Annotated in this window: 20 protein-coding genes; 16 read left to right on the plus strand and 4 right to left on the minus strand. The window is 68.9% G+C overall.

Going from position 1 to position 23,977, the window contains the following annotated elements; genetic code table 11:
- Positions 1 to 133: 133 nt before the first annotated feature.
- Positions 134 to 1,462, minus strand: a complete 1,329-nt coding sequence (locus J2W22_RS20315; RefSeq protein ID WP_307120097.1) for an MFS transporter — start codon at positions 1,460 to 1,462, stop codon at positions 134 to 136.
- A 162-nt stretch (positions 1,463 to 1,624) separates the two neighbouring features.
- Between J2W22_RS20315 and cyoA the strand changes: the two genes are divergently transcribed.
- From cyoA to J2W22_RS20395, 16 genes are all read left to right on the plus strand, one after another.
- The gene (gene cyoA, locus J2W22_RS20320; protein ID WP_307120098.1) at positions 1,625 to 2,809 is read left to right on the plus strand and encodes a ubiquinol oxidase subunit II; all 1,185 of its coding nucleotides are present in this window, start codon (positions 1,625 to 1,627) and stop codon (positions 2,807 to 2,809) included.
- Positions 2,810 to 2,822: 13 nt separating this feature from the next.
- Positions 2,823 to 4,823 (plus strand): cytochrome o ubiquinol oxidase subunit I, encoded by a 2,001-nt coding sequence (cyoB, locus tag J2W22_RS20325; RefSeq protein WP_307120099.1) that lies wholly within the window; start codon positions 2,823 to 2,825, stop codon positions 4,821 to 4,823.
- Between the two features lie 3 nt (positions 4,824 to 4,826).
- Entirely contained in the window at positions 4,827 to 5,456 is a 630-nt protein-coding gene (gene cyoC, locus J2W22_RS20330; protein ID WP_307120100.1) for a cytochrome o ubiquinol oxidase subunit III, read from the plus strand.
- The gene (gene cyoD, locus J2W22_RS20335; RefSeq protein WP_307120101.1) at positions 5,453 to 5,854 is read left to right on the plus strand and encodes a cytochrome o ubiquinol oxidase subunit IV; all 402 of its coding nucleotides are present in this window, start codon (positions 5,453 to 5,455) and stop codon (positions 5,852 to 5,854) included. The genes cyoC and cyoD overlap by 4 nt, the downstream gene beginning before the upstream one ends.
- A gap of 44 nt (positions 5,855 to 5,898) precedes the next feature.
- Positions 5,899 to 6,561 carry an SURF1 family protein gene (locus J2W22_RS20340; RefSeq protein ID WP_307120693.1) on the plus strand — a complete coding sequence of 221 codons (663 nt, stop codon included), beginning with the start codon at positions 5,899 to 5,901 and terminating at the stop codon, positions 6,559 to 6,561.
- Positions 6,558 to 7,850 (plus strand): ATP-binding protein, encoded by a 1,293-nt coding sequence (locus J2W22_RS20345; protein ID WP_307120102.1) that lies wholly within the window; start codon positions 6,558 to 6,560, stop codon positions 7,848 to 7,850. Before J2W22_RS20340 ends, J2W22_RS20345 begins: the two co-directional genes overlap by 4 nt.
- Positions 7,847 to 8,380, plus strand: a complete 534-nt coding sequence (locus J2W22_RS20350; RefSeq protein ID WP_307120103.1) for a response regulator transcription factor — start codon at positions 7,847 to 7,849, stop codon at positions 8,378 to 8,380. Before J2W22_RS20345 ends, J2W22_RS20350 begins: the two co-directional genes overlap by 4 nt.
- Before the next feature lie 397 nt (positions 8,381 to 8,777).
- Positions 8,778 to 10,382 carry a SulP family inorganic anion transporter gene (locus J2W22_RS20355; RefSeq protein WP_307120104.1) on the plus strand — a complete coding sequence of 535 codons (1,605 nt, stop codon included), beginning with the start codon at positions 8,778 to 8,780 and terminating at the stop codon, positions 10,380 to 10,382.
- Positions 10,375 to 10,989: a ParB-like protein gene (locus J2W22_RS20360; protein ID WP_307120105.1), complete on the plus strand. Its 615-nt coding sequence runs from the start codon at positions 10,375 to 10,377 to the stop codon at positions 10,987 to 10,989. Before J2W22_RS20355 ends, J2W22_RS20360 begins: the two co-directional genes overlap by 8 nt.
- A gap of 102 nt (positions 10,990 to 11,091) precedes the next feature.
- Positions 11,092 to 11,496: a hypothetical protein gene (locus tag J2W22_RS20365; RefSeq protein ID WP_307120106.1), complete on the plus strand. Its 405-nt coding sequence runs from the start codon at positions 11,092 to 11,094 to the stop codon at positions 11,494 to 11,496.
- Positions 11,497 to 11,562: 66 nt separating this feature from the next.
- The gene (locus J2W22_RS20370; RefSeq protein ID WP_307120107.1) at positions 11,563 to 12,912 is read left to right on the plus strand and encodes a glycoside hydrolase family 28 protein; all 1,350 of its coding nucleotides are present in this window, start codon (positions 11,563 to 11,565) and stop codon (positions 12,910 to 12,912) included.
- 223 nt (positions 12,913 to 13,135) lie between these two features.
- Positions 13,136 to 14,728 carry an ArnT family glycosyltransferase gene (locus tag J2W22_RS20375; RefSeq protein WP_307120108.1) on the plus strand — a complete coding sequence of 531 codons (1,593 nt, stop codon included), beginning with the start codon at positions 13,136 to 13,138 and terminating at the stop codon, positions 14,726 to 14,728.
- Positions 14,685 to 15,320: an RNA polymerase sigma factor gene (locus J2W22_RS20380; RefSeq protein WP_307120109.1), complete on the plus strand. Its 636-nt coding sequence runs from the start codon at positions 14,685 to 14,687 to the stop codon at positions 15,318 to 15,320. The genes J2W22_RS20375 and J2W22_RS20380 overlap by 44 nt, the downstream gene beginning before the upstream one ends.
- A gap of 33 nt (positions 15,321 to 15,353) precedes the next feature.
- Entirely contained in the window at positions 15,354 to 16,316 is a 963-nt protein-coding gene (locus tag J2W22_RS20385) for a FecR family protein (RefSeq protein ID WP_307120110.1), read from the plus strand.
- Entirely contained in the window at positions 16,303 to 18,684 is a 2,382-nt protein-coding gene (locus tag J2W22_RS20390; RefSeq protein ID WP_307120111.1) for a TonB-dependent receptor, read from the plus strand. The genes J2W22_RS20385 and J2W22_RS20390 overlap by 14 nt, the downstream gene beginning before the upstream one ends.
- A gap of 212 nt (positions 18,685 to 18,896) precedes the next feature.
- Positions 18,897 to 20,045 carry a glycosyltransferase family 2 protein gene (locus J2W22_RS20395; RefSeq protein WP_307120112.1) on the plus strand — a complete coding sequence of 383 codons (1,149 nt, stop codon included), beginning with the start codon at positions 18,897 to 18,899 and terminating at the stop codon, positions 20,043 to 20,045.
- 103 nt (positions 20,046 to 20,148) lie between these two features.
- On the opposite strand, the gene mprF is transcribed toward J2W22_RS20395, so the two are convergent.
- The 3 genes from mprF to J2W22_RS20410 form a co-directional block, all read right to left on the minus strand.
- Entirely contained in the window at positions 20,149 to 22,731 is a 2,583-nt protein-coding gene (gene mprF, locus J2W22_RS20400; protein ID WP_444875421.1) for a bifunctional lysylphosphatidylglycerol flippase/synthetase MprF, read from the minus strand.
- Complete coding sequence (locus J2W22_RS20405; RefSeq protein ID WP_307120114.1) at positions 22,728 to 23,156, minus strand: DUF2147 domain-containing protein; 429 nt, start codon at positions 23,154 to 23,156, stop codon at positions 22,728 to 22,730. Before J2W22_RS20405 ends, mprF begins: the two co-directional genes overlap by 4 nt.
- Before the next feature lie 75 nt (positions 23,157 to 23,231).
- The gene (locus J2W22_RS20410; RefSeq protein ID WP_307120115.1) at positions 23,232 to 23,963 is read right to left on the minus strand and encodes an AcvB/VirJ family lysyl-phosphatidylglycerol hydrolase; all 732 of its coding nucleotides are present in this window, start codon (positions 23,961 to 23,963) and stop codon (positions 23,232 to 23,234) included.
- Positions 23,964 to 23,977 lie beyond the last annotated feature (14 nt).

Here is a 23,977-nt window from a genome sequence, read left to right on the forward strand (position 1 = left end):
ACTAAGCCTTCGCTGCGCGAAGACTAAGTCTGCGCAACCCTCTCCCCTCCGGTGGAGGGGAGAGGGAGAATATGAAAAGAGCCGGCAACCCCTGGGGGCTGCCGGCGCCTTTTCTGTCCGCTGCCCGGATCGATCAGTCGATCGTCTTGGCGAGCTCGCGGTTGAACCAGAGTGCCACCAGGGTGCCGATTGCGCCTGAGAGCAGATAGGCACCCGCAGCGAGCAGGCCGAAGGCGCTGCCGAGCCAGAGCGCGATCAGCGGGGCGAAGGCGGCGCCGAACAGCCAGGCGAGGTCCGAGGTGAGCGACGAGCCGGTGTAGCGGTGCGACTTCTGGAACATCGACGAGAGCGCGCCCGAGGACTGGCCGAACGAGATGCCGAGCAGCGCGAAGCCGAACAGCATGAAGACGATCTCGCCCAGCTCGCCAGCCGAGAGCAGCTGCGGGGCGAAGCCGCTGAACACGGCGATCGCGACCGCCGAGCTGCCGAGCAGGGTACGGCGGCCGACGCGGTCTGCCAGCGTGCCCGAGAGGACGATCGCGATCGTGCCGACCACGGCGGCGACCGCCTCGATAACCAGGAAGTCGACCGGGCTGTTCTGGGTGTAGAGGAACACCCAGGACAGCGGGAACACGGTGACCATGTGGAACATCGCGAAGCTGGCGAGCGGGGCGAAGGCGCCCATCACCACAATCCGCCAGTCGGCGCGCACCGTCTCCGAGATCGGCGCGGGCTGGAGCTCGCGATCCTCGAACAGGCGGGCATATTCCGGCGTCACCACGATGCGCAGGCGGGCGAACAGCGCCACCACGTTGATCGCGAAGGCGACGAAGAACGGATAGCGCCAGCCCCAGGCCAGGAAGTCCTCGGCCGGCAGGGCGCTGACGAAGAAGGCGAACAACAGGCTGGCCACGAACAGGCCGAGCGGCGCGCCGAGCTGCGGGATCATCGCATACCAGCCGCGCTTGTCGCTCGGCGCGTTGAGCGCGAGCAGCGAGGCGAGGCCGTCCCACGAGCCGCCGAGCGCGACGCCCTGGCCCATGCGGAACAGCGCGAGGAGCAGTGCCGCCGAGATGCCGGCATCGGCATAGCTGGGGAGGAAGGCGATCGCCGCGGTCGAGCCGCCGAGCAGGAACAGCGCGATCGTCAGCTTGGCGCCGCGGCCATAGGCGCGGTCGACGGCAGTGAAGATCAGCGTGCCGAACGGGCGGGCGATGAAGGCCAGCGCGAAGATCGCGAACGACCAGAGCGTGCCCTGGAGCGGATCGAGGAAGGGAAAGAACAGCTTCGGGAACACCAGCACAGAGGCTATGGCGTAGACGAAGAAGTCGAAGAATTCGGAGGTGCGGCCGATGATCACGCCGATCGCGATCTCGCCCGGATGGATTCCGTGGCCGTGCGAGGCGTTGAGGACGCGTGCATCCCGTTCGGCTTCAAGGGTGGGGACGGTATCGCCGCTCATCGAATTGGAACTTTCTGCAACACGCGCCGCGCGAGCGCGTTTCCTAATGCCATGGAGGGCCGGGTAGTTCCCGGCGCGGCGCATTTGCGTCATAGCAGACAAAGCGGGGATTGGACAAAATGTCCTATGTGCGCTGCAACATGAGACGCCTAGGCGCCCGCCATGCCTAGACCCCGTCCGCTCTCCGCACGCCTCCGTGCGCTGCTGACCCTGCCGGCTTTCGCGCTGTTGTGCGGATGCGACATGGTCGTGCTCAACCCCGCCGGCGACGTCGCCCGTCAACAGGGCGACCTGGTGATCGTCTCGACGCTGCTGATGCTGCTGATCATCGTGCCGGTGATGGCGCTGGTCGTCCTGTTCGCCTGGCGCTACCGCGAGTCGAACAAGGAAGCGACCTATTCGCCGGACTGGGACCACTCGACCAGCCTGGAGCTGGTGATCTGGTCGGCCCCGCTGCTGATCATCATCTGCCTGGGCGCGATCACCTGGGTGAGCACGCACCTGCTCGATCCGTACCGGCCGCTGTCGCGCACCGGCCCGAACCAGCCGGTGGCGGCCAATGTGAAGCCGCTCGAGGTGCAGGTCGTCGCGCTCGACTGGAAGTGGCTGTTCATCTATCCCGAGCAGGGCATTGCCACGGTAAACGAGATGGCCGCACCGGTCGGCCGCCCGATCCGCTTCCGGATCTCGGCCTCGTCGGTGATGAACTCCTTCTACATCCCCGCGCTGGCCGGGCAGATCTACGCCATGCCGGCGATGGAGACGCCGATGAACGCGGTGTTCGACAAGACCGGCGTGTTCCAGGGCCTGTCGGCAAACTATAGCGGGCACGGCTTCTCGAAGATGCGCTTCAAGGCGCACAGCCTGGACCAGGCCGGCTTCGACGCCTGGGTGGCCGAGGCCAAGAAGGCGGGCGGCAATCTCGACCGCGCCGGCTATCTCCAGCTCGAGCGCCCGAGCGAAGGCGAGCCGGTCCGCCGCTTCGCCGGCGTCGAGGCGGGGCTGTTCGACCGGGTGGTCAACATGTGCGTGCAGCAGGGCAAGATGTGCATGCACCAGATGATGATGCTCGATGCCCAGGGCGGCACGGGCAAGGCCGGGCTGCACAATGTCCACCACAGCGAGGACAAGACCAGCGCCACCGGCACGCACATGCATGGCGGCAAGAGCTTCGTCGGCGAGCTCTGCGCCGACCAGCAGGACGTCGCCGTCGGTGCCAAGCCCCAGACGGCCAGGCCGGTGAAGCAGGCCACGCTCACCGGCGCGGGCCTCAAGCAGCCCTCGGCCAAGCCGACTCCGATCGCTCCCAGCGTCGCGTCCGAAACCCGGCCGCGTCCCTTCTCCTGATTGCGAAGCAGATATGATCCCGCAACCCGCACCCGTTAGCCCGATCCTGGGCAAGCTGTCGCTCGACGCGCTGCCGCTGCACGAGCCGATCGTCGTCGCCACTTTCTGTGGCGTCGCGATCGGCGGCATCGGCCTTGTCGCCGCGCTTACCTATTTCAAGCTCTGGGGCTATCTGTGGAAGAACTGGTTCACCAGTGTCGACCACAAGAAGATCGGGATCATGTACATGATCCTCGGCCTCGTGATGTTCCTGCGCGGCTTTGCCGACGCGCTGATGATGCGCCTCCAGCAGGCGCTCGCGTTCAACGGGTCCGAGGGGTACCTGAACGCGCATCACTTCGACCAGGTGTTCACCGCCCACGGCGTGATCATGATCTTCTTCGTGGCGATGCCGTTCGTCACCGGCCTGATGAACTACATCGTGCCGCTGCAGATCGGCGCGCGCGACGTGTCGTTCCCGTTCCTGAATAACTTCAGCTTCTGGATGACGACCGGCGGCGCGGTGCTGGTGATGGCCTCGCTGTTCGTCGGCGAGTTCGCCCAGACCGGCTGGCTGGCCTATCCGCCGCTTTCGGGGATCCTCTACAGCCCCGGGGTCGGCGTCGACTATTATCTATGGGCGCTGCAGGTCGCGGGTGTCGGCACGACGCTTTCCGGCATCAACCTGATCGTGACGATCCTCAAGCTGCGCGCCCCCGGCATGTCGCTGATGAAGATGCCGGTGTTCACCTGGACCTCGCTCTGCACCAACGTGCTGATCGTCGCCTCCTTCCCGGTGCTGACCGCGGCGCTCGCGCTGCTCGGCCTCGACCGCTACGCCCACACCAATTTCTTCACGAACGACTTTGGCGGCAGCGCCATGATGTACGTGAACCTGATCTGGATCTGGGGCCACCCGGAGGTCTACATCCTGATCCTGCCGCTGTTCGGCGTGTTCTCGGAAGTCACCTCGACCTTCTCGGGCAAGAAGCTGTTCGGCTATTCGTCGATGGTCTACGCCACGATCGTCATCACGATCCTGTCGTACCTCGTCTGGCTGCACCACTTCTTCACCATGGGCTCGGGCGCCAGCGTCAACAGCTTCTTCGGCATCACGACGATGGTCATCTCGATCCCGACGGGCGCGAAGATCTTCAACTGGCTGTTCACCATGTATCGCGGCCGCATCCGTTTCGAGCTGCCGATGATGTGGACGATCGCGTTCATGCTGACCTTCGCGATCGGCGGCATGACCGGCGTGATGCTCGCCATCCCGCCTGCCGACTTCGTGCTGCACAACTCGCTGTTCCTGATCGCGCACTTCCACAACGTGATCATCGGCGGCGTGCTGTTCGGCCTGTTCGCGGCGATCAACTTCTGGTGGCCCAAGGCCTTCGGCTTCAAGCTGAACGAGTTCTGGGGCAAGGTGAGCTTCTGGTGCTGGGTCCCCGGCTTCTGGCTCGCCTTCCTGCCGCTCTACATCATGGGCCTGATGGGCGTGACCCGCCGCATGCGGGTGTTCGACGATCCCAGCCTGCAGATCTTCTTCGTCGTCGCGGCGCTCGGCGCTGCCCTGATCGCCGCCGGCATCGGCGCGATGCTGGTCCAGTTCGCGGTGAGCATCTGGAAGCGCGAGGAGCTGAAGGACGTGACCGGCGACCCGTGGGGCGGCCGTACCCTGGAATGGGCGACCAGCTCGCCGCCGCCGGAGTACAACTTCGCCTTCACCCCGGTCATCCACGACCTGGATGCCTGGTACGACATGAAGAGCCGCGGCTGCGAGCGTCCGCTCACCGGCTTCAAGGACATCCACATGCCGAGCAACACCGGCGCGGGCGTGATCCTTGCCGGCATCAGCACCCTGATCGGCTTCGCGCTGATCTGGCACATCTGGTGGCTGGTCGGGGTGAGCTTCGTCGCCCTGATCGGCGGCGCGATCTTCCACACCTTCAACTACAACCGCGATTTCGACATTCCCGCCGAAACCGTGGCCGAGACCGAGGCGGCGCGCACGCGCCAGCTTGCCGGAGCCTGATCGATGAGCACCACGACGATTCCCGCCGCGGACGAACCGGTCCGCTTCTACGACTTCGACGAGCATCCGCACCCGGAAGGCTACAGCACGATGCTGGGCTTCTGGATCTACCTGATGAGCGACTGCCTCATCTTCGCGATCCTGTTCGCCTGCTACGCCGTGCTCGGCGGCAATTTCGCCGGCGGCCCGGGGCCGAAGGACCTGTTCGACCTGCCGCTGGTCGCGCTGAACACGGCGATGCTGCTGTTCTCGTCGATCACCTATGGCTTCGCGATGCTGGGCATGGCGAAGGGCAACAAGACCCAGGTGCTGATCTGGCTGGCGATCACCCTGGTGTTCGGCGGCTGCTTCCTGGGCATCGAGCTCTACGAGTTCAGCGAGCTGATCCATGAGGGCGCCGGCCCGTGGCGCAGCGCGTTCCTGTCGAGCTTCTTCACCCTGGTCGGCACGCACGGCCTGCACGTCACCTTCGGCTCGATCTGGCTGATCACGCTGATGGTGCAGGTGAGCCGCTTCGGCCTGACCGCCGCCAACCAGCGCCGCCTGGCCTGCCTGAGCCTGTTCTGGCACTTCCTCGACGTCATCTGGATCGGCGTCTTCACCTTTGTCTATCTGATGGGAATGCTGCGATGAGCCACGATCCGCACGCGCACGACGCGCACGCACACGGGGATCATGGCGATCACGGCCATGGCCACGGCGTCGAGATCCCGCACGGCTCGATGCGCGACTATGTCATCGGCTTCGTGCTGTCGGTGATCCTGACCGCGATCCCCTTCTACCTGGTGATGGAGCGTCCCTTCTCGAACGGCGTCACCGCCGCGGCGATCATGGGCTTCGCGGTGATCCAGATCCTGGTCCACATGGTCTATTTCCTCCACCTCAAGCCGAGCGCCGAGGGTGGCTGGACGATGACCGCTTTGGTGTTCACCATCATCGTGGTGGCGATCATGCTGTCGGGTTCGCTGTGGGTGATGTACCACCTGAACGCGAACATGATGCCGATGATGGACCCGAGCCAGCTTCCGTGACGGACGACCCGCGGCCCCGCGCGAGATGGGTGATCGCCGCGGCGATGCTCGTCTGCGCCGGGCTGCTGGCCGGGCTCGGCATCTGGCAGCTCGAGCGCCGGGCCTGGAAGCACGAGCTGATCGCGGCGGTGGATGCCCGCATCCACGCCGTCCCGGCCGCCGCGCCGGGACCCGACGCCTGGAGCGGGATCGCCGCCAGGACCGACGCCTATCGCCGCGTCACCGCCACCGGCACCCTGCTCAACGACCGCGCCACGCTGGTGAAGGCGGTCACCGAGCGCGGATCGGGCTATTGGGTGATCACCCCGCTCCGCACGCGCGACTTCACCCTGCTGGTCAATCGCGGCTTCATCCCCGATGCCATGCGCCAGCGCATCCCCGCCGGGCCGGACTATATGCAGGTGACCGGCCTGCTGCGCGTCACCGAGCCGGGCGGCGGGTTCCTGCGCAGCAACGATCCCAAGGCCAATCGCTGGTATTCGCGCGACGTCGCGGCTATCGCCCAGGCCCATGGGCTCGGACAGGTCGCTCCCTATTTCATCGACGCGGACGCCACGCCCAATCCGGGCGGCTGGCCGGCAGGCGGGCTGACCGTGGTCCGCTTCAACGACAATCACCTGGTCTATGCGCTGACCTGGTTCGGGCTTGCCGCCATGGCGCTGTGGGGCGCCTGGTTCATCGGCTGGCGGCGCGGAGCCGCCGCATGATCCACGCCGGGGGGCTGGAGGACACCGACCCCGGACGGCGCAACATGTGGCTGCTCGTCCAGCTGCGCTGGATCGCCGTGGGCGGACAGCTCGCCACGATCGGCTTCGTCCATTTCGTGATGGGCGTGCACCTGCCGCTGGTGCCGCTGTTCATCGCGCCGCTGCTGCTGGCGGGCATCAACCTTGCCACCTATCCGCTGCTCGACCGGCGTGCCGCGATCACCAACTGGGAGCTGACCGTGGCGATGCTCGCCGATGTCGGCGCGCTGGCCTGGCAGCTCCACTTCACCGGCGGCCTCGCCAACCCCTTCGCCTTCCTGTTCCTGCTCCAGGTGGTGACCGGCGCGATGCTGCTCCAGCCGGGATCGAGCTGGATGATCGTCGGCGCGGCGAGCCTTGCGCTGTTCACCATCGCGATCAACCCGGTGCCGCTCGACCTGCCGCCGAGCTCGCGCGACCCGTTCCGCCTCTACCTGGCCGGCAGCCTGATCTGCTTCGCGCTGATCGCGGTGCTGCTGGTGCTGCTGATCACCCGCATCGCCCGCAACCTGCGCGAAGGCGACGCCGAGCGCGCCGCGATCCGCCAGCGCGCGGCGGAGGAGGATCATATCGTCCGCATGGGCCTGCTCGCCACCGGCGCGGCGCACGAGCTGGGCACGCCGCTCTCCTCGCTCTCGGTGATCCTGGGCGACTGGCAGCACATGCAGCGCATCGCCGGCGACAAGGACCTGGCGCAGGACGTGGCCGACATGCAGGCCGAGGTGGCCCGCTGCAAGACCATCGTCAGCGGCATCCTGGCCTCGGCCGGCGAGGCGCGGGGGATCGCCTCGGAATTCACCACCGTGCGCCATTTCCTCGACGACCTGGTCGCCGACTGGCGCGACAGCCGGCTGACCGGCACGCTGGAATATGCCGACCGGTTCGGGCCGGACCTGGCGATCGTCTCCGACACCGCGCTGCGCCAGGTGCTGAGCAACGTGATCGACAACGCCGCCGAGGTCTCGCCCGAATGGATCGGCATCACCCTGCTGCGCGACCGCGACGAGATGGTGATCGAAGTCGCCGACCGCGGCCCGGGCTTCGCGCCCGAGATGCTGGCGGGCTTCGGCCAGCCCTATCGATCGAGCAAGGGCAAGGCGGGCGGCGGACTGGGCCTGTTCCTGCTGGTCAACGTGCTGCGCAAGCTGGGGGGCACCGCCGAGGCGGAGAACCGGGTGCCGCGCGGGGCGCTGGTGCGCATCCGCCTGCCGCTTGACGCGATCGCCCGGGGCGGGGAGGAACAGGCATGAGCGCGGTTCGCAAGCTGCTGATCGTCGAGGACGACGAGTCCTTCGCCCGGACGCTGCGGCGCTCGTTCGAGCGACGCGGATACATGGTCGAGGTGGCGGCGAGCCATGAGGACCTGACCGCGCTGATGGAGACATTCCATCCGGCCTATGCGGTGGTCGACCTGAAGCTGGGCGGGGCATCGGGGCTGGTCTGCGTCCAGACGCTGCGCGCGGCGGATGCCGGGATGAAGATCGTCGTGCTGACCGGCTTCGCCAGCATCGCCACCGCGGTGGAGGCGATAAAGCTGGGTGCGTCCTATTATCTCGCCAAGCCTTCCAACACCGACGATATCGAGGCGGCGTTCGGGCGCGAGGAAGGCGATGTCGATGCCCCGCTCGCCAGCCGGCCTTCGTCGATCAAGACGGTGGAGTGGGAGCATATCCACCAGACCCTGGTGGAGACGGACTTCAACATCTCCGAGACGGCGCGGCGGCTGGGGATGCACCGGCGGACGCTGGCGCGGAAGCTGGAGAAGCGGCAGTTGCGGTAGGGGGCTGGCGGTTTTTTGTCCCTTTCGTCATCCCCGCGAAGGCGGGGATCCAGAGCCAAGGGCGGGATGCGCGCGGCGCGCTTTGGTCTATCCGGAAAGCGGGTGCTCGATTGCATTCCACGTACTGCGCTACCCTGGATCCCCGCCTTCGCGGGGATGACGATCGGGAGGGCGGGTTTCCCCTCATTTCGTCACCCCGGCCCCTTCGACGCCGCCTGCGGCGTCGCTCAGGACAAGCTTGTGCCGGGGCCCACCGGGAGGCGCGTTCTGGACAAGAGGCTCCTGCATCTCCGGTGCGGCATAGTGGACCCCGGCACAAGGCCGGGGTGACGGATGTGCTGGGTGGCTTCCCATCCGCTGCGGCCGGGCGCAGCATGGCCGGCTTCGGGAGGGCCTTTTGAAGATTCGTGCCGACATCGTTGCGGGGCTTGCCATTTCGGGGCTGATGTTGCCCGAGGCGGTGGCCTATGCCTCGATCGCCGGGGTCGCGCCGGGGCATGCGATCCTCGCGGCGATTGCCGGGGCGCTGGTCTATGCGCTGGCCGGGCGCAGCCGCTTCGCGATCGTCTCCGCGACCTCCTCCTCCGCGGCGATCCTTGCCGCCTCGCTGGCGACGCTGCCGGCGGGGGAGGGGATGCGGACGCTGTTCATGGTGAGCGCGGTGGCGATCACCGGCCTGTTGTTCCTGCTCGCCTGGGCGGGCCGGCTGGGCGGGCTGACCGGCTTCATCTCGCACCCGGTGCTGCGCGGCTTCGCCTTCGGGCTGGCAATCACGATCAGCGTCAAGCAGCTGCCGGTGCTGACCGGCACGCACCCGCCCGCCGGCAACCTGATCGAGACCGGCATCGCGGTGCTGCGGGCCGCGCCGCACTGGCACTGGCCGAGCCTGGCGGTGGGGCTGGTCGCGCTGGCGATCTTGCTGGTGCTGCGCCGCCTGCCGATGGTGCCGGGCGCGCTGATCGTGCTGGTCTCGGGCGTCGCGGCATCGGGCCTGCTCGATCTCGCCGGACACGGCGTGGCGGTGGTCGGGCCGATCGTGCTGGCGCCGGAGGCGCTGGCGCTGCCTGCACTTTCCTATGCCCGGATGCTGGAGGCGGCGCAGCTCGCCGTGCCGCTGGCGCTGATCCTGCTCGCCGAGAGCTGGGGCACGATGCGCGCGCTGGCGCTCCGGCACGGCGACATTCTGGATCCGGGCCGCGAGCTGCGCGCGCTCGGCCTCGCCAATCTGGGCGCGGCGCTGGTCCAGGGCATGCCGGTCGGTGCCGGGCTCTCGGCAAGCGCGGCGAACGAGGCTTCGGGCGCCGGATCGCGCGTGGCCGGGGCGATCGCGGCGGCAGCGCTGGGCGTCCTCGTGCTGTTCGCCATGCCGCTGGTCGCGCTGCTGCCCCAGCCGGTGCTGGCCGCGGTGGTGATCGCCGCGCTCGCCCATTCGCTCGACCCGCGCCCGCTGCGGCGGCTATGGGCGCTCGACCGCGACCAATATATCGCGCTGGCCGCGGCGCTGGGCGTGCTGCTGCTCGGCGTGCTCGACGGGATGCTCTGCGCGATCCTGCTCTCGCTCGCCGCCCTGGTGCAGCGCTTCGGCAATGCCCAATTGGGCCGCCTCGGCCAACTGGGGGACAGCCACAACTTCGTCGATGCCGATCGCCATCCCGAGGCCAGGCCGATCCCCGGCATTGCGATCTGGCGGCCGGCGGCGCCGCTGTTCTTCGCCAATGCCGAGCGGATGTTCGCCGAGATCGCCGCGCGCACGCTCGCCCAGCCGGGCGTACGGGCCGTGGTGATCAGCCTGGAGGAGAGCATCGACATCGACAGCACCGCGCTCGACGCACTGCTCGATTTCGACCGGGCGATGCAGGCCAAGGGCTTCCGCGTCCATTATGCCCGGATGCACGATAGGGTGCGCGACCTGCTCCATGCCGCCGGCGCGGCATCGGTGGCGGCGCGCAGCGACTATAGCGTGGCCGATGCGGCCGCCAGGCTGGAGAGCCAAGATGCGTGAGCCCGAACCCTTTCTCCGCCCCGTCTCGATCGACGCGCTGCGGCCGACCCAGATCACCGTCGGCTTCCGCGAAGTCGCCCGCAAGCGGCGCGACTGGCGCGAGCGGGCGGAGCGCGATGGATCGGAGTTCCTCGGCCGCCACATGATCCCGGCGGTGAAGGGGCCGAAGGACCGGTTCTGGATCGTCGATGCGCATCATCTCGCCCGGGCGCTGCACGACGAGGGTGTCGAGCGGGTGTTCGTCCGCGAGATCGCCGACCTCTCCGAGCTGCCGGGGCGGGCCTTCCGCACCTTCATGGACAGCCGGGGCTGGCTCCATCCCTATGATCCGGAAGGGCGGCGGCTCGATTCCCGGCACCTGCCCAAACATGTCCGCGGGCTGCTCGACGATCCCTGGCGCTCGCTGGCCGGGGAGCTGCGCCGCGGCGGCGGCTATGCCAAGGACCCGACGCCCTATGCCGAGTTCCTCTGGGCCGATTTCCTGCGGCGGCGCATCCCGGCGAAGCTGCTCGACGGGGATTTCGAGGAGGCGCTGGGGCGCGCGCTCGACCTCGCCCGGCACAAGGATGCGGCCTATCTGCCGGGCTGGTCGGGGCCCGAGGATTGAGCGGCGCGGCGCTGGATTTCCGGTGCCTGGTGGGTGATAAAAATACGGTTCGAGCCTATATACTCCGTCATCCCCCTGAAGGGGGATCGAAAGGACTGAGCCATGAACAGGATCTCGATGAGTCTGCTCGGCGCCTCGCTGCTCGCCGCGCTGGCCGTGCCGGCCGCCGCGGCGCCGCGTGACGGCGAGGCCGAGCTCGCCAAGGCCATTGCCGGCCGTACCGCCGGAAAGCCCGTGGATTGCATCCAGCTGCGCAACATCCGCTCCTCGCGGATCATCGACCGTACCGCGATCGTCTACGAGATGAACAACGGCACCATCTATGTGAACCGGCCAAGGAGCGGTGCGGAATCGCTCGACTGGACCGATGTGCTGGTGACCGAGACCTTCACCTCGCAGCTGTGCAGCATCGATGTGGTGAAGCTCTACGACACCGGCACCCGGATGACGACCGGCTGGGTCGGGCTGGACGAATTCGTACCGTACGCCAAGCCGCCGCGTAGTTGAGCTTCGCCCTCTCGATGTTACCGGTGTCATGCGCTAGGCTCGGCACCGATAGCGAGAGGAGAGGGCATGGAACGGCGTGCGGTGTTGAAGCTGGCCGGCGGGCTGGGCGTGGCGGGTGCGGTGCCGCCGGCATGGGCCGGGCGTGACGGTGCTCCCGCCGGCGGCGTCTCGCTCGATGTGCGCGATTTCGGAGCGAAGGGCGATGGCGGCAAGGACACGCTCGCCTTCCAGCAGGCGCTCGACCGCTGCGCGATGCTCGGCGGGGGCGAGGTGGCGGTGCCGCCCGGGACCTGGCTGACCGGCGCGATCGCGATCGGATCGAACACGCTGCTGCGCGTGCGGGAGGGGGCGACGATCCTCGGCTCGCCCGACCTGGCCGATTATCCGCTCCGCCAGGTGCGCTGGGAAGGCAAGTTCGTGAAGGGCCATATCGGCCTGATCTCCGCCGAGAATGCCGAGCATCTCGGCATCGCCGGCAAGGGGCGGATCCTCGGCAATCCGGCGATCGACACGCGGATCGACCGCGCCACCGGCAATCGCAATCCGGCGCTGATCGAACTGGTCTCGTGCCGGCACGTCCACGTCCGCGAGGTCTTCACCCGGCAGAATGCGATGTGGTCGATCCACCCGATCTTCTGCAGCGACGTGCGCTTCAGCGACATGGTGGTCGAGGGCGGGGCGGACGGGATCGATGTCGATTCCTGCGAGCGGGTGGTGATCGAGCGGTGCAGCTTCGACACCGGCGACGATTGCATCGCGATCAAGTCGGGCCGGGGCGAGGAGGGCAACCGCATCGCCCGGCCGACGCGCGACGTGCACATCTCCGACTGCAGCTTCCGCGACGCGCACTGGGCGTGCATCGGCATCGGCAGCGAGACCTCGGGCGGGATCGCCGGGGTGCTGGTCGAGCGCTGCCGCTTCCTCGGGGCGAAGACGCATGCGGTCTATATCAAGAGCCGGCCCGGGCGCGGGGCGTTCATCACCGACATCGTCATGCGCGACCTGGAGGTGTCGGGCGTGGGGCAGGGCTTCCTGCGGCTCAATTTCCTGAGCAGCGGCAAGCAGGACGAATATCCGGTGCAGGGACTGGCGGGGCGGCCCAGGGTGGCGCGCTTCGCTTTTTCGGACGTGCGGGTGCACGGCGTGCCGATGCTGGTCGACGGCCGCGAGATCGATCCCGAGCGGCCGCTGGAGGGGCTGGTGCTGGCCGGCATCCGCGGCACCTGCGGCAAGGGGATCGCGCTGGCGCATGTCCGGGGCGCGAAGCTGCGCGACATCGCGGTGACCGGGCAAGCGGGGCCGCTGCTCAGCCTGTTCGACGTCACCGGGACCGGGCTGGCGGGTGCGGTGCCGCTGGAGAAGCCGGCCCCGGGCGCGCCGGTGCCCGTGCCGGCGAGGCCCTATCGGCTGGGATAGGATGGGGTTGAGGGTTCAACTTTCCGTCATCCCGGCCTCGCGCCGGGATCCCGCTTCTTCGGCCGGTTCGAGGTAGCGGGACCCCGGCTCAAGGCCGGGGTGACGAAGAAGGGGGAACAATTCGGACAACCCATCGCCGCGCGCACCCGCTTGATCGCGTTCGCGTTGCGGAATTGCCGCCGGGGCTCCGTCACGACCTGCAGCCATTTGTCGGGTCGTGAGTATGCAGCGTTCCCCAGCCCGGGCCTGGCCCGAGGCTTCTACCTTCCGCCAGCTTCGCCTGGTCGAGCCCGAGCATGTGCCGTGGACGGCGCGGCTCGCTGCCGCGACCCGGGCCTGGGCGGGCAATCCAGCGCTGCTCGCCGCGCTGCTGCTCGTCGTCGCGGTGGCGGCGCGGGCGGCACAGTTCGGCAATCCGGTGGTGCAGGTCGATGACGAGTTCTACCTGCTCACCGGCGACCGGATGCTGCACGGCGCGCTGCCCTATGTGGACATCTGGGACCGCAAGCCGATCGGGCTGTTCCTGATCTATGCCGCGATCCGGCTGCTCGGCGGCGCCGGGGTGCTCGAATACCAGATCGTCGCGATGCTGTTCGCGGTGGCGACCGCGCTGGTGGTCGCGCGGATCGCCCGCAACCTTGCCGGCCCGCACGGCGCGGCGGCGGCGGGCGTGGTCTATATCCTCTATCTCGGCATCTTCGGCGGCGAGGGCGGCCAGTCGCCGGTCTTCTACAATTTGTTCGTCGCGCTCGGCGCCTGGGCGATGGTCGGCGTGGTGCGGCGGCCGAATTTCGATGCGGTCTCCTTTGCCGGCGGGCTGCTGGTCATGCTGCTGGCCGGCGCGGCGATGCAGGTGAAGTACACCGCGCTGTTCGAAGGCGTGTTCTTCGGGCTGACGCTGCTCTGGCTGGGACGCAAGCGCGGACTCGGCTGGACGATGCTGGGGGCGATGGCGCTGGCCTGGGTAGTCGCGGCGCTGCTGCCGACGCTCGCTGCCTGGGGCTGGTATGTCTCGATCGGCCAGGGCGATGCCTTCGTCCAGGCCAATTTCCTCTCGATCCTCGAGCGCAGCTCGGACGGGCTGGGCATCGCGCTCAAGCGGCTCGGCTGGATGATCGCCTGTCTGGTGCCGCTCGGGCTCGCCGCCTGGCTGGGGCGCGGCATGGCGCGGCCGGCGAGCGACGAGGTGCGGCGCTTCCTCGACGGCTGGGCGATCGCGGCGATCACGGGCGTGCTGCTGTTCGGCACCTGGTTCGACCATTATGCCCTGCCGCTGATCGCGCCGCTCTGCGTGCTCGCCGCGGCCTGGTTCGGCGACGGCGCGGCGGGACTGGTGCTCGCCTCGGGCCGGACGCGCTGGCGGATCCCGGCGGGCATCGCGATGATGGCGCTGGCCACTTTGGTCTCGCTCCAGATCGTCAACGAGAATCGCCGCTCCCGGGGCTGGGGGCCGCAGGTCGAGCAGATGGCCGATTTCATCCGGCCGCAGCTGAAGGACTGCCTGTACGTCTTCGACGGCGAGCCGGCGCTCTACCGGCTTACTGGCAGCTGCCTGCCGACGCGCTGGCCCTTCCCGAGCCATCTGAGCCTGACCCGCGAATCGCGGGCGATCGGTGCCGACCCGATGGCCGAGGTGAAGCGGATCATGGCGGCGCGGCCCGAATTCGTCGTCGCCAACACCCGGCCGGACCGCGACCTCAATCCGCAGGTTCTGGACTACATGACCGGGCTGCTGGCGCGCGACTATGCGCCTGCGCTGGAGGTGCCGGTGGGTGGCCGCAACCGAGTCGTCTATCGGCGGCGGCCCGGTGCCTGAGCTCCTTTCCGTCGCCGCAATTGCGCCATCTCTCAGCCAAGGCTTGGCAAGAGAAGCGCGCAATGCTTTGGCATCGGGCATGACCTCTCTCGCGTCGACCAGCGGCTTGCAGCGCGTGCTCGAGAGCGAGCGGCCGCGGCTGCTGCGCTTCCTTGCCGCGCGCGGGGCGGGGGACGATGCCGAGGACGTGCTGCAGGACCTGTGGCACAAGATTTCCGGCGCCGAGGCGCGGCCGGTCGCCGACCCGGTTTCCTACCTCTTCCGCGCCGCCGAGAATGTGCTGCGCGACCGCCAGCGCGCCTCGCTGAGCCGCGACCGGCGCCAGCATGAATGGCAGGACCTGGCCAACAGCGACGATTCGCCGCAGGGCGAGCGCGTGCTGATCGCGCGCCAGCGGCTGCGCGAGGCGGAGCAGACGCTGCTTGCGCTCGGGCCGCGAGTCGATCAGGTTTTCCGACGCTACCGGCTGGATGGGCTCGGCCAGGCAGCGATTGCTCGCGAACTGGGGATAAGCTTGAGCTCCGTGGAGAAGGATCTGCAGAAGGCCTATCGGGCCCTCGCGCAACTGAAGGACAAGTTCGATGCGGAATGAGCGCGTCGACTCCGTCGTTGATGCGAGGTGGGCATGAACGGGCAGGTTTCGGATATTCTGGCAGAGGACGCCCGGGGGTGGGTGATCCGGCTGCAGGACTCGGCTTTCGCCGATTGGGACGGCTTCGCCGACTGGCTGGAGCGCGATCCCGCGCATTTGGCCGCCTATAACGCCGCGCTGGAGACCGACGAGGCGATGGCCGGGCTGTTCAGCCTGCCGCCTGCGCCGGTGACGGTGCCGGTGGTCGAGCCGGAGCCGGTGACGGCGCGCCCGTCGCGGCGGCTGTTCCTGATCTCGGGCGGCGCCATCGCCGCGGCGGTGGCAGGCGTGATCGGCTGGGCCAGCCTGGACAGCGGCCCGGGCATGCGGATCGAATATGCCACGCGCGCCGGCGAGCGCCGCGAGGTCGCGCTGGCCGACGGATCGAAGATGGTGCTGAACGGCGCCACCCGCGTCGCGATGCTCGACAAGCGCCATGCCGAGCTGATCGAGGGTGAGGCGCTGTTCACCGTGCGCCACGATGCCGCCGACCCGTTCATCGTCAGGACCGGCGACGTGACGCTGGAGGATGCCGGCACCGTGTTCAACGTGGTGCGCGATGCGACCGGGCTACGCGTATCGGTGGCAGAGGGTGCGGTGATCTACCAGCCCCAGGCCGATGCGGTGCGGCTGACGCCGGGCGACGCGCTGAGCGTGGCCGGCGGCGCGAAGCCCGAAGTGACGCGCACCGTCACCACCGATGTCGGCAGCTGGCGTGGCGGCCAGCTCGTCTATCGCAACGCGACGCTGGAGCGTGTCGCGGCCGATGTGTCCCGCAACCTCGGCGTCCGGCTGCGGGTGGGCAAGGGGACGGAGGATATTCCGTTCACCGGCACGATCTCGACTCAGGGCGGCCCCGGTGCCGTGATCGAGCGCATCGCCGCGCTCACCGGCACCCGGGCGACCCGCGCAGGCAATGGATGGATGCTGGACACGATCGACGGTGCGCCGCGCTGATCTGATCCTTCCGCTGGCGCTGCTGGCCGCTCCGCCCGCGCTGGCGCAGGAGAAGCGGCACAGCGTCTCCGTGCCTGCAGGCCGGCTCGACGCCGCGGTGTTCACGCTCGGCCGCCAGACCGGCAGCAGCATCGGCCTGCGCGAGCCCGGGCTCGGCGGGATCACCGTCCGCCCGGTCAAGGGCAAGCACACCATCGACGGCGCGCTGGCCGAGATGCTGAGGGGCAGCAACGCCCGTGCCCGCCGCGTCGCGCCCGGCACCTGGCTGATCGAGCGCGCGCCGCCGGTGCGCCCCAAGCCGCGCCCTGCGCCGCCGCCCGAGGAGCCCGATGCCCCGCCGGCCGAGATCCTGGTCACCGGCAGCAAGCGCGACATCCCGCTCAAGGCCTATCCGGGCGGCGTCCAGATCGTCGAGGGCGAGGATATCCCCGTCTCCGAAGGCGGGCAGGGCAGCGACGTGATCGCCAACCGGGTGGCCAGCCTCGCCTCCACCCATCTCGGGCCGGGGCGCAACAAGCTGTTCATCCGCGGCATCGCCGATTCGAGCTTCGTCGGCCCGACCCAGGCGACCGTCGGGCAATATTGGGGCAACAGCCGGATCACCTACAGCGCGCCCGATCCGGACCTGAAGCTCTACGATATCGGCCGGGTCGAAGTGCTCGAGGGACCGCAGGGCACGCTCTATGGCGCCGGATCGCTGGGCGGCGTGGTCCGCGTGGTGCCGCGCGTGCCGGACCTGTTTGCCAGCGGCGGCCAGGTCTGGGGCGGCGGCTCGGTCACGGAGCATGGCGCGCCGGGCTGGGACGTCGGTGGGATCGTCAACGTGCCGATCAAGGAAGGCGATGTGGCGCTGCGCGCGCTCGTCTTCAGCGCGCTCGACGGCGGTTATATCGACGACCGCGAGCGCGGCCTCAACGACGTCAACCGCGTACGCACCACCGGCGGCCGCGTGGCGCTGCGCTGGAACCTCGACGGCTGGACCTTCGACCTGGGCGGCGTCGGCCAGAGCATCGAGGGCCGCGACGCGCAATATTCGGATGGCGAAGGCGACGGGCTCACCCGATCGAGCGCGATCGCCCAGCCCTTCAAGAACGACTTCTGGCTGGGCGAGTTCGTCGTCCGCAAGCATTGGGGCGACCTGGAGCTGAGCTCGGCCGCGGCTTATGCGAGGCAATATGTGTCGGAAGTGTTCGCCGGTGCCTCGGTCGCCGACATCAACCAGGGCTTTCCCTTGCCGGCGGTCGGCGCGCCGCTGATCGGCTATCGGCAGATCAACCGGGTCAGCATGCTGACCAGCGAGACGCGGCTCTCGCGCCGCGGGCCGCGCGGTACGGGCTGGCTGATCGGGGTGAGCTTCCTGCAGAATCGCGGGCGAGTGAACCGCAATTTCGGTGCGATGCGCGCGGCGCTGACCGGCGTGCGCAACAGCGTCGACGAGGCGACCCTCTATGGCGAGGGCACGATCGAGCCGGTGCGCGGCGTTACGATCACCGCGGGCGGGCGGCTGACCAATTCACATCTGACCGGCAATTCGGAGGATGTGGACCGCTATCTCGCCTTTCGCGAGGATCCGCGCGCCCGCGCGGCACGCACCGAGACGCGCTTCCTGCCCTCCGCCGCGATCGCCTGGCGGCCCGCGGACGGGCTGACCCTGTTCGGCCGGTTCGAGCAGGGTTTCCGCCCGGGCGGCCTGGCGGTGCGCCGCGACGTGATCCAGCGCTTCCAGGGCGACCGGCTATCCACCGTCGAGGCGGGCGGGCGCTATACCGAGAGCGGGCTTTCGGTATCGGCCAACGCCTCGATGACCTGGTGGACCAGCATCCAGGCCGATTTGATCGACGGCTTCGGCTTCCCGACCACCGCCAATATCGGCGACGGGCGGGTGCTGTCGCTCGGCGTGGCGGTGCGCTGGCAGCCGCTACCCGGGCTCGACCTCGACGGTTCGCTCTACCTGAACGACAGCAAGGTCACCGATCCCTCGCAAGCGGTGTTCCCGCTGGCAGAGGGGCCATCGGACTTCAACCGGCTGCCCAATGTCGCCGATGCGAGCGGACGGCTCGGCGCGGCCTATCGCCACGCGCTGGGCGACGCTGTAGAGTTCTCCGCGAGCTCCTATCTCCGCTATGTCGGCCGCTCGACATTGGGCATCGGCCCGGTGCTCGGCCGGCCGCAGGGCGATTATGTGGATACCGGCATGGAGCTCCGCCTGGAGCATGGGCGGCGGGCGATCACGCTGACCGCCACCAACCTGTTCGACACCCGCGGCAACCGCTTCGCGCTGGGCTCGCCGCTGCTGATCCGCGACGAGAAGCAGGTCACGCCGCTGCGCCCGCGCACCGTGCGGCTGGGCGTCGAAATCGGCTTCTGACCTTTTCCGAAATTTTTTCGCGCGGCGTTGCGGGATCGCCACACCTGCTCCGTCTCAACCATGCCCCCGAGGCAAGCCACGAGCGTCGTCCCCCGGCATCGATGGCATGTCTCGACCCCCGGGAGGGCCGCGCCATGCGTATCTGTGCCCCGGCGCGTACCCCTCCCGGGGCCCATTCGGGACCCGACAAACCGGGCCCATAAAGGGATCGCATGAAGCTCTTCCTCGACAGCGAGATCGCACGGTTCGCTCGCGTCGCCCCCGGCACCGCCCTCGAACTCGCGGTCGTCATCCCCACCTTCAACGAACGCGCCAATGTGCCGCTGCTGATCGAAAAGCTCGATGCGGCGCTGGCCGGACGGCACTGGGAAGCGATCTTCGTCGACGATGACAGCCCCGACGGCACCGCCGATGCGGCGCGGGCGCTCGGCCTGCGCGATCCGCGCGTGCGGGTGATCCAGCGGATCGGCCGGCGGGGGCTTTCCAGCGCGTGCATCGAGGGGATGTGTGCTACCGCCGCGCCGATCGTCGCGGTGATCGACGGCGACCTGCAGCATGACGAGACGCTGCTGCCCAGGATGCTCGATGCGCTGGCGGGCGATGCCGGCCTCGACCTGGTGATCGGATCGCGCTTCGTCGTGGGCGGCGGCACCGGCGAATGGGACGACGACCGGGTGGCCAAGTCCGCCCTGGCGACCCGGCTCTCGCGCCATGTGCTCAAGGCCGACCTGTCCGACCCGATGAGCGGCTTCTTTATGATCCGCGCCGGCGTGGTGCGCGAGCTGGTGCCCAGGCTCTCGGCGATCGGTTTCAAGATCCTGCTCGACATCATGACCGCCTCGCCGCGGCCGCTGAAGTTCCGCGAGCTGCCCTATGTGTTCCGCACCCGGGCGCTGGGCGAGAGCAAGCTCGATCATGTCGTGGCGATGGAATATCTGATCGCGCTGTACGACCGGATGTTCGGCAAGGTCGTGCCGGTGCGCTTCGCGATGTTCTCGGCGATCGGCGGGCTGGGCGCGGCGGTGCATTTCGCGGTGCTGGCGGCGCTGTTCTGCGGGTTCGGCTGGACCTTTGTCGGTGCGACGATGCTGGCGGTGCTAGCGGCGATGACCTTCAACTTCCTGCTCAACAATGCGCTGACCTATCGCGAGCAAAGGCTGAAGGGCGCGGGAAAATTGCTACGCGGCTGGGCGCGCTTCTGCGTGGTGTGCGGTGCGGGGGCCGCGGCGAATGTCGGCGTCGCGACGTTCCTGCATAATGTCCAGCACGGCGACTGGCGGCTGTCGGCGCTGGCCGGGATCGCGGTGGCGGCGGTGTGGAATTTCGCGCTATCGTCGCGGTTCGTGTGGGGGCGGTACTAGGTCGCCACCTTCCAGTTCCCCGGCGAAAGCCGGGGCCCAGGGTCACAAGCGAGTCGGCAGAGAAACCCTGGGCCCCGGCTTTCGCCGGGGAACTGGTATTTGGCTACGCCACCAGCCGCAGCCGCTTCCTGAGCGCCGCGCTCCGCGAGCTTCCGCCCACCAGCGTCTGCAGGTCGATCATCCCGCGGGCCAGTCCCAGCCCTGGGGGCGCCGCGATGTAGCGCGCGGTCCAGACCGGAGAGAACTTGTCCTTGTAGGCGCGCAGGCCCTCGAAGCCGTAAAAGGCGTCGCCGTGGCGATAGAGCAGCGCCCCGATCCGCGCCCACATCGGCGCGAGGCGGCGCGATTCGATGCCCGACAGCGGCGCCATGCCGAGGTTGAACCAGCGATAGCCCTGGTCGCGGCCCCATAGCATCAGCTGGACGAACAGATAGTCCATCGTGCCATAGGGCATCTCGGCGAGGTGGCGCATCAGGTCGACCGACAGCTCCTCGCGATTCTCGGTCGCCCAGATATTGGCGAAGGCGACGATGTGGCCGTGCTGGCGGACCAGCGCGCAATCGAAGCGGGCGAGATAGGCAGGGTCGAACCGGCCGACCGAGAAGGTCTTCTCGCCATGCCCCTTGTCCTGCAGCCAGGCGTCCGAGACGGCGCGCAGCTCGGGCATCAGCGCGGGAACCTCGGCGGCGGGGACGATCTCGAAGCTGGCGCCCTCGCGCGCGGCGCGGCGCTCGGAATGGCGTAGCGAGCGCTTCTCCGAGCCTTCCATCGAGAAGCCGGGCAGGGAGACGCGGGCTTCCTCGCCATATTTGACGAGCTGGAGGCCGAGGTCGATCGCGATCGGCAGGGCCTCGGCCGAGATCTGGTAGAGGAGCAGCCGGCCCTGCGCCGCATCCGCCATCTCGCGGATACGCCAGAGCAGGTCGCCCCATTCCTCCTTGGGGCCGACCGGATCGCCCATCACGATCCAGCTCTGGCCCTGCACCTGGTACATCAGCAGCGTCTCGCCGCTCTCCGAGCGGAGGAAGCGCTTGTCGCCGGCATAGGCGAGCAACGCGTCGGTGCGGTTGGCATGGACCAGGGCGGTGCGCGGCAGCTCGGTATCGGGGGCATGCTCCTCGCGCTTCGGTTGGGCATAGCCGAACCACTGGGTGACCGCGACGCAGGTGAGCGCGACTGCCGTGGCGAAGCTGGCGCGCAGGAAGCGCGAGGCGTCGCCGCGCCAGGCGAACTCCCACCACAGATCGTCCTGATAGGGCACGTGCTTGAAGGCGAAGAAGCCGATCCAGGTGGCGAGGCCGGCAGCGACCGCGACCGAGACCAGGGCGCGGCCGGTGAGCGCGCTGGTCAGCGCGGTCTTGCGGTAGAAGGCGGTGCGCGAGAGCTGGAGCAGCCCGGCGATGACCAGCAGGATCGCCGCTTCCTCATAGTCGACGCCCTTGACCAGCGAGAACAGCGCGCCGGCCAGCAGGAGCGTGCGGCAGAGATGGAAGGCGGCATCGAGCCGGCGATAGAGCGCAGGGGCGATCAGCAGCAGCGCGGTGCCGGCCAGGCTCGCCGCGATGTGCGAGGCCTCGACGAACGGCAGGGGGACGAAGGCGTGGAGGTCGCGCAGGCGGGCCGGGATCGCCGGGAGCGAGCCCGAGACGAGCAGGACGATGCCGCCGACGAAGACCAAAGCCGCCAGGAAGGTCGGGGCGAGGCCGTGCATGGCGAGTCCGACGGCGCGGATCGCGGCGAGCGGCTTCCGCAGCTGGCGGCGCTCGTGCACCGCGAGCAGGGCGGCGGCGACGAGCAGCGGGAGGACGTAGTAGATCAGCCGGTAGAGGATCAGCGCCGCGAGGATGCGTGAGGGGTCGGCACCGGGCAGCACCGCCAGCATCACCGCCTCGAACACGCCGACGCCGCCGGGGACGTGGGTCACCAGCGCGGCGATGATCGCCAGGGCATAGCCGAGGAAGAAGGCGGGGAAGGCGTGGAGGCCGGCGCCGGGGACGAGGACCAGCAGCGCGGCGCTGGCCAGGGCCAGGTCGATCGCCGAGGTGGCGATCATGCCGAGCGCCTGGGGCAGGCTGGGCGCGCGGAAGTGCCAGCGCCACAGCTTCACTTCGCGGGCGGGGCCGCGCAGCAGCGCGAGGACGCCGAGGGTAGCGACCAGGATGGCGATGCCGATCCCGCGCTGGATGCTGGCGGAAATGGTGAAGCCGGCAAGCTCTAGCCCGCCGCCGTGCAGCGCAAGCGCGGCGCCGGCCATGACGACCACGCCCGACCAGAAGGTGATGCTCGCAGTGGCGATCACCTTGACGACGTCGGCGGTGTCGAGCCCGGCGGCGTGATAGACGCGGTAGCGCGCCGATCCGCCGGTGAGCAGCGCGAAGCCGAGATTGTGGCTGAGCGTATAGCTGGTGAACGAGGCGAGCGCGGCGGTGCGATAGGGCAAGGTCCGGCCGATGATGCGCAGCGCCAGCACGTCGTACAGGGTCAGCATCGCATAGCTGCCGGCGGTCAGCGCCAGCGCGGCGGCGATCTGCCAGGCGCCGATCGCGTGGAAGGCGATGCGGACGTCGTGCCAGCGCACTTCGTGGAGGAGGCCGCGCAAGGCCGCGAAGGCGAGCGCGACGATGCCGATCACCGCGCCGACCTGCAGCGCGGTCCTGTGGGCGGGGCGCAGGGTCACGGCGCTCAGCCGCGCTGCCAGACCTGCGACTTGCAGATCCAGCCGCCGAGGATGCACCCGCTGATCTTCAGGCTGTTCGGGCCCTGCTGCTCGATCTTCGAGTAGAAGGTCTGGCCCATGTCGGGGACGAAGACCCGGCCCTGCCACTTGCCGTTGCCGGTGGGGTGATAGTCCTGGAGCAGTTCGGTGCCGATCAGCTTGGCGACGCCGCTGTCCTTGGCGTCCTGCTGCGCCTCGGCATTGGCCCAGACCACCCAGCCGCACAGCTTGTCGCCGCAGGCGCCGGTCTGCACCTTGACGGTGCCGCGCGGGTTGACCCAGGTGCCGACCACGCCGGTCGATGCGGCGGCGACCGGGGCCTGGGCGGAGGCCTGAACGGTGCCCAGCACCGTGGCGGCGAGGCCGATGCCGGCCAGGATCTTGCCGAAGCGCATGTCGAATTCCCTCTGTTGGTCCGTTGTCGCGGCCAGCTCTAGCTAGGCGCGGCTGTCCGCTGCGTGATCCCAAACCTAAATATTGGTAATGTTGGCGATGCCGGCGCGGAGCGTCTTGAACAGCGTGTCCGGATCATGGTGGAGCATGTGCCCGCCGGGCAGCGCCACGCGCCGGACATTGGGCTGGGTCAGCATCGGGCAGAGGCTGTCCTTCTCCTCCACGCCCTGCACGCAGAGCGTCGGCACCCAGGTCAGCTGGCGGCCGGTGGGCAGCGCCATCGCATCGGGCTTGGCCCAGTTGAACAGCTCGGACGGGCTGGCGCGGTAGAAGACCGTGTCTGTCGGCACCACGAGCGCGACCATCTTCACCCTGGCCCGCAGGTCGGCGGGCAGGCCGGTCAGCCCGACATGCATCATGTCCGCGCCGAAGGACTGGCCGACCAGCACCAGCCGGTCCGCGTGACCAAAGGCCAGCGCGCGGCGCGCCGCGTCGGCGATCAGCGCCTGCACCTCGGCGGGGGTACGCTCGTGCCGGAAATAGGCGAGCGAGCTGACGCCCACCACCGGCACGCCCTCGCCGGCGAAGCGCCGGGCGATCTCCGGCCCCATGCCGATCCTGAAGCCCATGTCGCCCGAGACCAGCACCACCGCCAGACCCTTGGCCGCGGGCGGCGTCGGGCGGGTGGGGGCGATGTCGAAATAGACCGGCCCGCCCAGATAGCCGATATAGCCGAGCCAGCCGGTGAAAGCGGCGAGCAGCAGCGCCAGCGCGGCGAGCGTGACCTTCAATTTGCGATGGCGGCGCATGCGCGAACTCCTTG

The organism is Sphingomonas kyeonggiensis (assembly GCF_030812785.1).
Taxonomy (GTDB): domain Bacteria; phylum Pseudomonadota; class Alphaproteobacteria; order Sphingomonadales; family Sphingomonadaceae; genus Sphingomonas; species Sphingomonas kyeonggiensis_B.